Source organism: Flavobacterium arcticum (genome assembly GCF_003344925.1).
In the GTDB taxonomy this organism is placed as follows: domain Bacteria; phylum Bacteroidota; class Bacteroidia; order Flavobacteriales; family Flavobacteriaceae; genus Flavobacterium; species Flavobacterium arcticum.
Window position 1 is genome coordinate 1763983 of sequence record NZ_CP031188.1, and the last position, 14104, is coordinate 1778086.

Here is a 14104-nt window from a genome sequence, read left to right on the forward strand (position 1 = left end):
CATTTCTTATGAAGTTTCAAAATCACGCAATTTTATCTATAGGTAGTAATCAAGGCGACAGGCAACAGCATCTTGTCTCGTGTGTACAGTATATTCATAACCATATCGCTACTGTAATAAAAGTTTCGGCAGTATATGAAACACCTGCTTGGGGTTTTGAGAGCGATGATTTTTATAACTGTGCTATTGTAGTACATACCCATAAAGCCCCAGAAGTATTACTCGAAGCTCTCCTAGCAGCCGAAGAGTATGCAGGGCGTATAAGGCAAGAGGGTAAGGGATATGTTGCTCGTGTTATAGATATTGATATCGTAGCCTTTAATGATGAGGTGGTGGCCACAGATAGTCTTATTGTACCACACCCTAGAATGCAGGAGCGAAATTTTGTACTGTACCCATTACGCGATGTTGCGCCACAATGGGAGCATCCTGTAAGTCATAAAAATATAACGGAACTCATTACGACTTCGCCAGACGAAAGCCGTTGCGAAAAGCTGATAACATTACCTTTACCATTACAAGAATATAACCCTGAGAGCCTTAACTATATTGCTATAGAAGGGAATATTGGTGCGGGGAAAACTACGCTATCGGGTAAAATAGCAGAAGATTTTAATGCTAAATTGGTGTTAGAACGTTTTGCCGATAATCCTTTTTTACCCAAGTTTTATAAAGACCAAAACCGCTATGCCTTTTCGCTAGAAATGGCTTTTCTTGCCGATCGTTATCATCAGCTTTCGGATGATTTGGCGCAGTTTGACCTGTTTCGTGATTTTGTAGTTGCCGATTATCATATTTTTAAATCGCTCATCTTTGCTAAGGTTACCCTTAATGAAGACGAATATAGGTTATACCGTAAGCTGTTTGATATTATTTATAAAGAAATGCCTAAGCCCGACTTATATGTATATCTATACCAAAATACCGATAGGTTATTGCAACACATACAGCAACGTGGGCGCGACTATGAGCAGGATATTAAACCTGAATATCTTGAAAAAATAAACAGAGGTTACCTTGATTATATTAACTCACAACCCACATTAAATGTTTTGATACTAGATGTGTCTGATAGAGATTTTGTGAAAAATCAGGAAGACTATATTTGGGTTCTTGACCAAATACAGACAAGGTTAAAGCAGTAGGGATATGAAAGCAAAATTGATAGTATTCGATTTTGATGGCACACTCGTTGACTCGAAAGCTATATTTATTGGGTTATATAATGAATTGGCTAGCCAAAAAGGCTATATACTTTTGGATACTGAAAATATACACTACCTGCGTAGTCTTACTATAAAACAACGTTGCTATTATTTAGGCATACCATTATATAAAATTCCTTTTGTTGCTACTTACCTGATTAAAAAATTTCATGCCTCGATAGATAATTTACAGTTTAACAAAGGGATGAAAACATTATTAAAGTCGTTGCAAACTAAAGATTATACTTATTCTATAGCTTCTACCAATGCAAAGAAAAATATTCAAACGTTTTTTGAAATACAGGTAGTGATAGCTCCTGAAATTTACACCTCAAGTAAAGTGTTTGGTAAAGATGTATTGCTAAGGAGACTTTTAAAAGATAGAAAATTACAGCCCGATGAGGTAATTTATATAGGTGATGAAGCACGTGATGTTACAGCATGTCGCAAATGCGGTATTCCTGTAGTTTGGGTAAGCTGGGGTTATGACTCAGCAGAAGCGATAGCCAAAACACCACCTGACCATACCGTAAATACACCTGAGCAGTTACAAGAGCTGATACAGCAATTAGTTAGCGCACAAGGCTAACATGACCTTTAATTTCGGGGCTTGTACTATTTAGTTGTATAATATACCAATAATCTGTAGCGGGTAGTTTATTACCGTTATAAGTACCGTCCCATTCACGATTATATCGGTTTAACCCTGTAATTATTTTACCATAACGATCAAACACTGTTACCGTAGCCTGCGGATAAGCAGTTGCCATACCTGCTATAGTAAAAGCATCATTAATACCATCGTTATTAGGGGTGAAATATTTTTGTACCAGTAGTACTCTAAATGTTTTTATATCTAAACCACAACCGTTTAATGAACGAGCATAAGCAGCATATATGCCATCTTTCAATCCTCTAAATATAGGTGACGATTGATAATTTATACCATCAATAGAGTATTCATAGTCTTGTGTGTTGTCTTCCATAATAATGGTAGCCTCATCAGTATTGCGAATTTGTACAACATCAATATCTGGAGCAAGAATAATATCAGTAGTAAAGGTTTGTGTATCTATACACTCAGAGGTATTGGTAATGGTTACGGTATAAATTCCTGCTTCGTCAATAGTGATTTGGGGAGTAGTTTCTCCTGAATCCCATAGGTAGGTTACATCACCTTCGATTTGAGCATCTAATAAAGCAGTATCATTTTCACAAAACAAAATGGTTTCATCGTCCCCTGCTTCGGGTAGCGGAATTACCGTTATATGTATTGCCGTTCGTTCTGCCGATGGGCAACCATTATATTCTGCTTCGGTATAATATACAGTATCTTCGGTTAGTGTGGTTGTGGTTAAAGCTGTTCCTGTAGCTATAGGTGTGCCCCCTGTAGCATCGGTATACCAGTTTATAGTACCTGTCGATGGTGTGGCTTCTAGTGTTACAGTACTCCCAAAACAAGCTGTTATGTCGACTTCAGTAGTTACGGTTGGTAATGATGTTATTATTACAGTTACTGCAATACGTTCTGCCGATATGCAGTTGGTTGTGCTAACTGCTTCGGCATAATATGTGGTGTTTTCGGTTAGAAAGGGTGTTTCAAATTCATTTCCACTAAATAGTACAGTTACTCCTGTATCAGTGTCATACCAGTTAATTACTCCGTCAGATGGTATTGCTTCGAGTGTGGTAATACCTTCTTCGCAAAGTGATACTTCGGTTGTAGCTACTGTAATAGTAGGTAATGGGTTTACAGTTACTGTAACTGCTGTACGGTTTTCTGAAAGACAATCGTTATTTAGTACTTCAGCATAAAATATTGTGGTAGTAGTGACAGTAGGACTGGTAATAGTGGTACCTGTACCTATAAGTGTACCATCTGTTGGTGCATCATACCAATTTATAGTCCCTCCCGATGGTATAGCACTAAGCGATGCTGTGCCTGAACCACACAATGCAGGTGGTGTAGTAAAGTTTGTTATTGTGGGTAATGGCGTTGCTGTTATGGTTATTGCTGTTCGTGTTGCCGATATACAGTTATCACTACTTACAGCTTCGGCATAAAAAGTTGTAGTTGTACTTATAGATGGACTTGTAATACTATTGCCTGTATCTATAAGTGTACCACCTGTTGGAGCATCATACCAGTTTATTACTCCATTAGACGCTGTTGCTTCCAATGTAGATGTTCCTGAGCCACAAATAGTAGGAGGTGTTGTTCCTGCGGTAACCGTGGGTAGTGGGTATATTGTGGCAACAATAGGTGTTCTAGGTGCTGTAGTACAAGTTTCGTCATAAGCCGATACATAATAGGTAGTTGTAGTGGTAATAGTAGGCGTGTTAAAGCTTGTTCCTGTATGTATTGGTGTGCCTCCTGTGGCGTTGGTATACCAGTAAACATCATTAACGCCAGCACCAGCTAATAGTGTTAATGAGCCGCTGTTACATTCAGAGTTTGCTGCGGTACTGGTAATTCCGAGAATAGAAATAGTAGTAGTAGCCGATAATTGTAAAACGGGATCGCCAGGCATACCGCCATATTCTACTATATAGCCTTGAGGCATATATTCATTTGGACCACCAGCAATAGATAAATCATTCCATGATCCAGGTACTCCTACACCGGGAGCTGTGATATGTGCATAATCTTCATTGTCTAGATTATTAGGCTCTCCTGTATTCCAAAAAGCATAATTTGGGGTGCTACCGTTAACATCTCCGTTCCAAAAAGTAGTTCCTGCCTCTGGACCTGTAACCCATTGCCATACACCTTCTGTTGCGCTGTCAGACCCGCCTATCCATCCTGTGCCTAATGCTTGCTCGCCAATTAATAGTGCTTCATCTTCAGATAATATAGTAGCGAGATATCCTTGTAAGCCATAGTAAGTTGTTGCTTCGGCAGCATCTCTGGCAGCTACCCAGTTGATACCTAGTTCGGCAATATATAAGTAATAATGATCTGTAGATTCAAGATAATTGGCTTGCCCCACTGTTATAGAAAAGGTTCTTGTGCCAGGTGTTGGGTTAGTAGCACTATTAGTATATACTACGTCCTCTATAGCAGCAATAAGGTCTGTATAAGATACATCTTGCCCTGTAGTTCCTGTTAGGCTTAGTTTTGCCGTAGTTACATTCCAAGAGCTAGTAATGTTTGGATGTGTTCCTGTAAGCGAAAGTAGGTCTTCTCCGTTTTCATAACCTGATGATATTTGTATGTATATTGCTTCGGTAGCAGTATCATCAGTATCAGTTATATTAAAAGTTGTTGTTATATTTAAATTTTCACCAGGGCAATATATTTGATCTCCTGTTGCGGTTAATACAGGAGCTTCGTTAGTTTGCGCATTAGTAATCTGCGAAAACGTTATAAAAAACAATATTGCAAAAAAGAATTCTTTTAAGTTATTTATTCTTAAAAAAGTGTGGCTAAAATTATTCATTTTGTAAATATAAAAAACAGAATGTATAAATGTAGCCAATTATACTTAGACCTTGTGTTTTGTATAGTTTTTTTGGAAGATATCCCATACAACAATACCCGCGCTAACCGATATGTTGAGGGAATGTTTAGTACCTAATTGTGGTATTTCGATACTACCACTACACAATTCGATTGCTTTTTGCGATACCCCCTTAACCTCATTCCCAAAAACAACAGCATACTTTTTACCTTTTTCGGGCATAAAGTCATTAAGGTAAACAGCATTTTCTACCTGCTCTATTGCCCATACTTCTACATCTTCTTTTTGGAGTGATGTAATAACATCTAGCACATCGTTGCTATGTTCCCAAGTAACAGTTTCGGTTGCGCCTAATGCTGTTTTATGAATTTCTTTATTTGGCGGTACAGCGGTAATGCCACACAGGTATATTTTTTCGATAAGAAAAGCATCTGCCGTACGGAAGACCGAACCGATATTGTGCAGACTCCTAATGTTATCTAATATTATGATAAGGGGTGTTTTTTCGGAATTTTTAAAATCTTCAACACTCTTCCTTTCCAGTTCGCTATTTTCTAGTTTTCTCATGGTAATAAATCGGTAAAAAGCAAAAATAAACAATCTATTTGGTTTACTTATCCACCAATTACAAACATCACTGTTTAGTTTTTGGTATTTTGATTAAATTCGCCTTTTAGTAATTAAAAAAGTATTCCATTGGCAGCCAAAGAAAAAAAAGCGAAAGAAACCCCGTTGATGAAACAGTACAACACCATAAAGGCAAAGTATCCTGATGCTTGTTTGTTGTTTCGTGTGGGCGATTTTTATGAAACCTTTGGCGAAGATGCTGTAAGGGCAGCCGGAATACTGGGTATAGTACTAACTAAGCGAGGTGCAGGTAGCGAAACCGAAACAGCATTGGCAGGGTTTCCGCACCATTCGTTAAATACTTATTTACCAAAGTTGGTAAAAGCAGGGTTGCGCGTGGCAATATGCGACCAGCTGGAAGACCCCAAGATGACCAAAACCATCGTGAAGCGTGGAGTTACTGAACTAGTTACACCTGGGGTTTCTATGAATGATGAGGTGTTACAATCGAAATCGAATAACTTTCTGGCATCGGTATATTTTGGACGAAAAAATGTAGGGATTTCTTTTTTAGATGTTTCTACGGGTGAGTTTCTTACCGCGCAGGGTAATGAAGAGTATATTGATAAATTGCTGCAAAATTTTAGCCCTAGCGAAGTACTGGTAGCTAAGAATGAAAAGGCAAACTTTCGTGAAACCTTTGGCGACGATTATCATGTATTTTATTTAGAAGATTGGGTATATAAAGAAGATTATGCTTTTGAGAGCTTGACTACTCATTTTGGTACGAATTCCCTTAAAGGTTTTGGTATAGAAGATTTACAAGAGGGCGTTGTTGCTTCGGGTGCGGTATTGTATTACTTATCCGAAACGCAGCATAACAAGGTGCAACATATAACAGCAATTCAGCGCATTGCCGAAGATGCTTATGTATGGATGGATCGTTTTACAATTCGTAATCTCGAACTATACCATAGTAATAATCTTAATGCGGTTACTCTGTTGGACGTTATCGATAGGACGCTTTCGCCAATGGGAGGGAGGTTATTAAAGCGTTGGCTTGCCTTACCTTTAAAAGATGGGAATAAGATAAGAGCGCGTCATGAGGTAGTGACGTATTTGAAAGGTAATAACGATGTATTACAAAAAATACAACAACAGGTAAAACAGATAAGCGATTTAGAAAGACTTATCTCTAAAATTGCTACAGGCAAGGTGTCGCCTCGTGAAGTAGTTAATCTTAAAAACTCACTCGATGCTATTATACCCGTTAAACAACTAGCGTTAGAAAGCAAGGATGATGCCCTGAAAGCCATTGGTGATAGCCTGCACAGTTGCGACTTGCTTCGCGAGAAAATAAAAACAACCTTAAATCCCGAAGCTCCCGTATCTATAAATAAAGGTAATGCTATTGCAAAAGGTATTCATCCTGAGTTAGACGAGTTGCGTAGTATATCTTATTCAGGTAAGGAGTACTTAGAAGGAATAGAAAAACGAGAAGCCGAGCGCACAGGTATTACATCATTAAAAATAGCCTTTAATAATGTTTTTGGGTATTATATAGAGGTGCGTAATACGCATAAAGATAAGGTGCCTGCAGAATGGATTCGTAAGCAGACACTCGTGAATGCCGAGCGTTATATTACCGAAGAATTAAAAGAATATGAAGCCAAAATATTAGGTGCAGAAGAAAAAATACACCAACTAGAAACACAATTGTTTGATCAGCTTGTAGTGTGGATAGCTACCTATATAAAACCTGTACAGCTCAATGCGAGTTTAATAGCGCAAGTAGATTGTCTTATGTCATTTGCACAACTGGCAATAGAAAACAAGTATGTGTGTCCCGAAATAGACGATAGTTTTGAGCTTGATATTAAAGAAGGTCGCCACCCTGTAATAGAAAAACAGTTACCTGTGGGGACGCCTTATATTACTAATAATGTCTATCTCGACAGGGCTTCACAACAAATAATAATGATTACAGGTCCTAATATGTCGGGTAAATCGGCGATATTAAGGCAAACAGCACTTATTGTACTACTAGCACAAATGGGGAGCTTTGTGCCTGCCGAAAGTGTGCGCATGGGTACGGTAGATAAAATATTTACTAGGGTAGGGGCTTCGGATAATATTTCGATGGGCGAATCGACATTTATGGTCGAGATGAACGAAACGGCAAGTATATTGAATAATATATCTGACCGCAGCCTAATATTGCTCGATGAGATAGGGCGGGGTACAAGTACCTATGACGGTATCTCGATTGCATGGGCTATAGCCGAGTTTTTACATGAGCATCCGGCACAGCCCAAAACGTTATTTGCGACACATTACCATGAGTTAAATGAAATGCAGGATATTTTTGAACGCGTACAAAACTATAATGTATCGGTAAAAGAGCTGAAAGATACCGTGCTGTTTATCCGTAAATTGGTAAAAGGCGGTTCGGCACACAGTTTTGGTATTCATGTGGCTAAAATGGCGGGTATGCCCCAAACCGTAATACAAAAGGCACAAAAGCTGCTCAAAAAGCTAGAGAAAGACCATTCGGGCGAGGCATTATCTAATGTGAAAGCATCTGAAAAAGAGGAACTGCAACTTAGTTTCTTTAACCTAGACGACCCATTACTGGAAGAGATAAAAGAAGAGATTGTAAACCTCGATATTAACACTCTGACTCCTGTAGAGGCATTGATGAAGCTAAACGAAATAAAACGAATGCTAACGAAGTAGCATAAATTTATCTATTAACGCTATAACAGCTTTATTATTCGTTATTTTTGCCAAATAGTTCTTTACTTTATTTCTTTTCAAATAGTATAGGTTTTTGGTGAGAGCCAAAATAAAAAGGGAATCGTGTGGAAATCACGAACTGTCGCGCAACTGTAAGTAACCTAAAAGTTTTTGCCTGTGTTGTCCACTGTCTTTAATGGGATGGGAAGGACGGTAAAAATGTTACAAGTCAGGATACCTGCCCGTACTAACTTGACAATGCTTTCGCGATTGAAGTTATTGGTTGAAAAACAACAGGGTATGTTATACCTTTTTGTGTCCCTTTCTATCTGTACCTATACTATATAAAGCATTGTGAAATTCGGTAAGAGCTTTACAAACAGACAATAATTTAAATAAAAAGTATATGACACTAGAAGAAAGAATCAAGAAATCAGAAACCCATATTTTTAAAGCAATATTCCCAAATACCACTAACCATTATGATACCCTCTTTGGAGGTACAGCCATGCAGTTAATGGATGAGGTTGCCTTTATTACGGCTACTCGTTTTAGTCGTCAGCGTGTGGTAACGGTAAGTAGTGACCGTATTGACTTTAAGCAGCCTATACCCGCGGGTACTTTTGCTGAGTTTATAGGTAAAGTGGTTAAGATAGGGAATACCAGTTTGCAGGTACACGTAGAGATTTATGTAGAGAATATGTACTCTGAAGGGAGAGAGAAAGCAATAAGTGGCAATTTTACTTTTGTAGCGCTGAATGAGAATAAAGAACCTGTAGCAATTAATAAATAGATTTGTTGCTGTTTTAAATAGGGTGTTTTTTTTACCGTATTACAATTAATGATTTCTGTTAATAAAAAAAGTTATTTTTTAAAACTAACGTTACCAGAATGTTATCGTGGTTGTTTTATTTTTTTTATAAAAACCCTTGCAAGAATAAATAAATGTGCTACATTTGCACTCGCAATACTGAAATAAAAACCAGCAATTGTATAATGCGAAAATAGCTCAGTTGGTAGAGCGCAACCTTGCCAAGGTTGAGGTCGCGGGTTCGAATCCCGTTTTTCGCTCTAACAGCTACCTGTTATGCTCGAGTGGTGGAATTGGTAGACACGCTGGACTTAAAATCCAGTGGGTAGTAATGCCCGTGCGGGTTCAAGTCCCGCCTCGAGTACAAAAAAGCTCCGACAGTGTCGGGGCTTTTTTTATGCCTATTTTTTTGATGTTTAGTTAATAGTGAAGTCTATAACTTTTGAGTTATATTTGAAACCTTAATAATTATAACGATTCTTATGAAACTAAAATTACCATTTTTCTGCTTTTTACTTTTCATTTCTTTTGCTGTTAGTGCACAAGAAGATTATTTAATTGAGATTAACGGCAAGGTAATGCCTATTGCTCTCGATCGGGATTATGAAACTACTGTAGGAGGTAAAAAAGTTGCGTTTAAAGTTTTCTCTAAAGATACCTTAACTTATAATGATGATCTTTTTAGTTTTAAATACAGTAAAGATTTTAAAGCATCAAGAGTAGATCTTGAAAGCGGAATTTCGCAAGTAATGGTAATGACAGCTGAAGGGTCGGGTTTTATTATACAAAAATATGATGGCATTAATCCTGAAATGCTTAATGAGCTTATGTTGAATGAGGTTGTTAAAGAAAGTGTTGATTATGGTTATGAAATACGTAGAGAAGATTATGTGTTTAAAATGAAATCGGGTAGAGATCTAGAAGTGGGTAAAGCAGTACTCACGTATAAAGGTGATACTAGTATATATGAAGTCGCTTCTATTGGGAGTAGGGATGCAGGGATTCTTGTCTTAACAATGATATCTACTGAGGAGTATTCTGAAGCGAGTAGAAATCTTATAGATACCATGTGGAAAACATTAGCCTACAAGGGTGAATAATTTAGAGGTATAACACGGCATAATAAAAAAGCTCCGCAATGCGGAGCTTTTTTATTATTTGCTGACTATAAAACAAAAATTTTTGCGTTGTGCCAAAAGGGGTTATGTGTTACTTGATGTTTATTAGTAGTCGTTTTTGCGCTAAACTATTTAAGGTGATAATATAGCGTATAAAAAAAGCCCCGCATTGCGGAGCTTTTAAATACTTTAACTGACTAGTTATTAGTGAGCGTGCTCTTCAGTAGTAACTTCTTCATGGATAGAATCCATTTTTGCACCAGCTTCATCAGCAGTTTCTTCAACAGCTTCAGTAGCATCTTCAGCAGTTTCTTCAACAGCTTCAGTAGCATCGTCAGCAGCAGCTTCCATTTCAGTTTCAGCTTCATTAGCTTTTTCTTTACATGATACGAAAGAAACACTCATCATAGCAACTAGAGCCATGCTTAAAACAACTTTTTTCATCTTACTAAATTATAAAGGTTAATTATTAATTCGGAACAAAGATATAAATTTTTTAATATCCCAAAATATTTATTGATAATTTTTTTAAAAATCTTCAGTTATTGAAATACAGCGTATTACCTTGCGTTTTTAGTAATTTTTGGTACTATTTTTTTGTAAAGTATAAATTGCTAATCACTAAATCTTCTTAGCGATTAGCAATTTGTATTTCGTAAAAGATTTATTGTCTTGTTTTTGGGTTTACTTTTTTTTAACATTTACAAGTTTCATCTCATCAATAAGACGTTTATCGCCTGCATATTTGTCAATTACAAACAATACGTAGCGAATGTCTACCATAATATTACGACAAATAGAAGGGTCATAATATATATCACTCATAGTGCCTTCCCAAACACGGTCGAAGTTAAGCCCTATTAAGTTACCCTTAGCATCTATAGCAGGACTACCCGAGTTACCACCTGTGGTATGGTTTGTACCTATAAAACATACAGGCATTTTTCCGTTTTTATCGGCATAAACGCCAAAATCTTTATTGTTATATAGCTCAATAAGTTTTTGCGGAACATCAAACTCATAATCGCCTGGTACATATTTTTCCATAACACCATCAAGATAGGTTACAGGCTCATAATATACTGCATCTCTTGGTTCGTAGCCTTTTACCTGTCCATAGGTAATTCTCATAGTGCTATTTGCATCAGGAAATATACGGGCATCTTTTGGGCTTAGTTCTAGTATGCCTTTCATATAGGTGCGTTGCAGTGCATCTATCTTTAGGCTTATTTCTTGATATTTAGGGGCTACTTTTTCGATATAGGCTTGCATCATGGCTTTTATAACCTGATAACCTTTATCGTTGTTTAGTTGCTCTAAAATAGTTGTTGCGTCGCCCGATAGTAGGCTTTTAACCCCTTCGTAACTTGTTATTTTCGATTGCGTATATACTTCTTTTGTAAATGCGCTATAGTCTTTATTTTTTAGTTCTTCGGGAACAAATTGCGCTGGCGATTTCTCGGCATACAGTGCAATAAGCTGTTCGAACACTTTTTCGTCTACTTGCTTACTGTAATCTTTATAGGTGCTTTCTAACGATGCAATGGTGTTGTTTTTTCTGTCAGTAAACGATTGCTCGCCTCTTGTGTTGTATACTTGCTCTAGTTGGTACAGTTTGTAACCAATGGTAAGTAGCTCAGTGTTACGGATGGCTACCTCAATAAAGTAATCTCTACTTAGCTGATATGGCTCTATCTCTGCATAGTATTTATCAAAATCGTTAAACAGGTTGCCATACTCTTCCATTTTGCCTGCTTTTTTGGCTTTGGCAAGAAAATCTTTTTCAAAAGCTCTTTTTACGGCTACGGCATTACTTTTTGTAAGCCCCTGCGATTCGCCTATCCATTTTTTCCAATAGTTGGCAATACTTGCATATTTAGAAGCATATTGTATTTTAATTTGCTTGTCTTTACGCATAAAGCCATCGGTTACTTTTAGTGCAGCATCTCTAATTCCTATTTTGGCAGGGTTTAGCACCTCTACTATTTGTTGTACAGCAACGGCAGGTAAATATTCTTGCGTACGCCCAGGGTAACCAAACACTAATGTAAAATCGTCCTCTTTTACACCACCCAATGAGATAGGGAAGAAGTGCTTAGGGGTATAAGGTACATTGTCTTCAGAGTATTCAGCAGGCAGGTTGTCTTTGTTAGCATAGATACGGAATAGCGAAAAATCGCCTGTATGGCGTGGCCACACCCAGTTGTCGGTATCTGAACCGAACTTACCGATTGATGATGGCGGAGCACCTACCAAACGCACATCTTTATACGTTTCGGTTACAAATAGCATATACTGGTTACCCTCATAAAACGTACGGATTTTGTTCTCCTGATACTTCTCTTTAGGTAACGAGTTACTAAGTTTAGATATGTTTTCTTGTATTTTTTTCTGCTTGTCTTCTTCGCTGGTTAATGCAGGTACACCTTCTAACACTTGGTTGGTTACATCTTCTATACGAACTATAAAAGTAACCTCCATATCAGGGTTAGGTAGCTCTTCTTCCATGGTCATAGCCCAGAACCCATCAGTAAGGTAATCGTGGTCTATAGTAGAGTGTGCCTGAATTTCGCCATAACCACAGTGGTGGTTGGTAAGCAATAGTCCTTGAGATGATATAACCTCCGATGTACAACCTCCGTTAAAGTGCGGGACGGCATCTTTTAGGCTAGAGTTGTTTACATCATAAATATCTGAAGCCGACATTTTCATGCCAAGGCTTTTCATTTCTTTTTCGTTCATTCCTTTTAGTAAGGAAGGTATCCACATACCGCCCTGTTGTGCAGCAACGGGTAGTGCTAATAGTAATACGAGTAAGCGTAATAGTTTCATCATTGTTTGTTGAGTTAAGTAGCCTGCAAGATAGGAAAATTTGAGATGAGGTAAAAACAGGTAGTTTAATGTGTTTAATTTGATATAGTTTTACTTAAATTAGTATCTTAAATTGAAATAAAAATGAATAAATATAAGTGTTTTTACTGTTCTGAAAATTATATTAAAAACACTGAACACGTTTTTCCTGATGGTTTAGGTGGACAAAATATTTATATGAGCTGTGTTTGTGAGAAATGTAATCATGACTTTTCAAAATTGGAAGGTGAACTTTATAGAAAAGGAATTGCGAATTTAATGCGCAGCGTAGCAGGAATTTCTTCAAAGAAAAAGCATAGTCGAAACTATTTTAAAGCTCAGACTTTACTAAGTTTTGATGAACTCAATAAAATTGTATATGAAGTTAATCAATATGATGATTTTAAAATTGAATTAAAACCTCAAATAATTGAAATAGGGTTAAAATTTCATATTGAAGGTACTTTAAAAGAGGATATTTATCAATTAACTGATAAGGTTAAGAAGTGGAAAAAGAATAATTTAAAAATGATTTTAAAGTTTCCAGAGAAAGATGATGATTGTACCTCATACGTTCAATTTCAAATTAAAGAAAACCTAATTTCATCTGAAACTCTAAAATCTTCTTCCAGAATTAATAAGGCTGTAATTTTGGATGTTTTAGATAGTCATGAGCTATCTCCTTATCTAAAACCTCGCATATTTTTAGATAATGAAAAGAACCTTATAATCAGAGCTATATCTGTGGTTGATGCCGTTAGGTTTCTTAAGAAGTTTTTAATTTTCACCTCTAGACCAGTAAATATTAATAGTTATAGCAAAATTGTAAACGATAATGGAATTGTATATGTAGGGTTTAATTTTGATCTTTTGAAAGCTGAACGAGCAATGGCTAAGATAATATTGAATTGCTTATTACATTATTTTCCAAACTCGATTAATTTTAATTTCGATAAGTTTAAGTCTTTTGTGAAAAATGGAGAGACTCATGTAATAGGGGAAATAGAACGGAAGGATGATCTAATTGATTCGTTAGAAGATACTCACAATATATTTTTCCATCAATATGGGGATAATTTAAAGGTAAGGTTGAGTTTGTTTAATGGAGGGGTATGTTATAGCTTTATAATGGAAGATGTAAACATATTAGACAATATGGATTATAAGCGACTTATAATTGACTTTAAAAAGAAAGAAAATAAAATACAGGATAAGAATGCTTTTTTAATGTCTTTCAATAAATAGTTATTTAAGTCTAAGAGGAATTACTCCGTCGCACTATGCTCGCAATGCTAGTACGGCTTGTAATTCTGACGACAGGAAGAATCTTTTACTACTTTCTACTTTATGACTAAC

10 protein-coding genes, 2 tRNA genes and 1 riboswitch are annotated in these 14104 nt (G+C 36.7%); of the genes, 8 read left to right on the forward strand and 4 right to left on the reverse strand.

Annotation, left to right across the window (positions count from 1 at the left end; genetic code table 11):
• The first annotated feature begins 8 nt into the window (after positions 1-8).
• Together folK and DVK85_RS07970 are read left to right on the forward strand one after the other, a co-directional pair.
• Entirely contained in the window at positions 9-1145 is a 1137-nt protein-coding gene (gene folK / locus DVK85_RS07965) for a 2-amino-4-hydroxy-6-hydroxymethyldihydropteridine diphosphokinase (protein ID WP_114677937.1), read from the forward strand.
• A gap of 4 nt (positions 1146-1149) precedes the next feature.
• Positions 1150-1794 (forward strand): HAD hydrolase-like protein, encoded by a 645-nt coding sequence (locus tag DVK85_RS07970; RefSeq protein ID WP_114677938.1) that lies wholly within the window; start codon positions 1150-1152, stop codon positions 1792-1794.
• Here DVK85_RS07970 and DVK85_RS07975 read toward each other — a convergent pair.
• Entirely contained in the window at positions 1778-4645 is a 2868-nt protein-coding gene (locus DVK85_RS07975) for an Ig-like domain-containing protein (RefSeq protein WP_114677939.1), read from the reverse strand. The genes DVK85_RS07970 and DVK85_RS07975 overlap by 17 nt on opposite strands.
• Before the next feature lie 45 nt (positions 4646-4690).
• Positions 4691-5233 (reverse strand): RNA methyltransferase, encoded by a 543-nt coding sequence (locus DVK85_RS07980; RefSeq protein WP_114677940.1) that lies wholly within the window; start codon positions 5231-5233, stop codon positions 4691-4693.
• Positions 5234-5362: 129 nt separating this feature from the next.
• Here DVK85_RS07980 and mutS point away from each other — a divergent pair, with 129 nt between their 5' ends.
• The 5 genes from mutS (at position 5363) to DVK85_RS08005 (ending at position 9880) form a co-directional block, all read left to right on the forward strand.
• On the forward strand, positions 5363-7969 hold the full coding sequence (gene mutS, locus DVK85_RS07985) for a DNA mismatch repair protein MutS (protein WP_162845338.1): 2607 nt from the start codon (positions 5363-5365) through the stop codon (positions 7967-7969).
• 71 nt (positions 7970-8040) lie between these two features.
• Positions 8041-8229, forward strand: a riboswitch (cobalamin riboswitch).
• Between the two features lie 146 nt (positions 8230-8375).
• Complete coding sequence (locus DVK85_RS07990; protein WP_114677941.1) at positions 8376-8762, forward strand: acyl-CoA thioesterase; 387 nt, start codon at positions 8376-8378, stop codon at positions 8760-8762.
• Positions 8763-8967: 205 nt separating this feature from the next.
• A tRNA-Gly gene (locus tag DVK85_RS07995) sits at positions 8968-9040 on the forward strand.
• 18 nt (positions 9041-9058) lie between these two features.
• Positions 9059-9144, forward strand: a tRNA-Leu gene (locus tag DVK85_RS08000).
• Positions 9145-9262: 118 nt separating this feature from the next.
• A complete protein-coding gene (locus DVK85_RS08005) occupies positions 9263-9880 on the forward strand; it encodes a hypothetical protein (protein WP_114677942.1) in 618 nt (205 codons plus the stop codon).
• Between the two features lie 222 nt (positions 9881-10102).
• Here the strand turns inward: DVK85_RS08005 and DVK85_RS08010 are convergent, their stop codons facing one another.
• Positions 10103-10342, reverse strand: a complete 240-nt coding sequence (locus tag DVK85_RS08010; protein WP_114677943.1) for a hypothetical protein — start codon at positions 10340-10342, stop codon at positions 10103-10105.
• Between the two features lie 240 nt (positions 10343-10582).
• Positions 10583-12730 (reverse strand): S46 family peptidase, encoded by a 2148-nt coding sequence (locus tag DVK85_RS08015; RefSeq protein WP_114677944.1) that lies wholly within the window; start codon positions 12728-12730, stop codon positions 10583-10585.
• A gap of 123 nt (positions 12731-12853) precedes the next feature.
• Between DVK85_RS08015 and DVK85_RS08020 the strand changes: the two genes are divergently transcribed.
• Positions 12854-13993, forward strand: a complete 1140-nt coding sequence (locus DVK85_RS08020; protein ID WP_114677945.1) for an HNH endonuclease — start codon at positions 12854-12856, stop codon at positions 13991-13993.
• Positions 13994-14104: the final 111 nt, after the last annotated feature.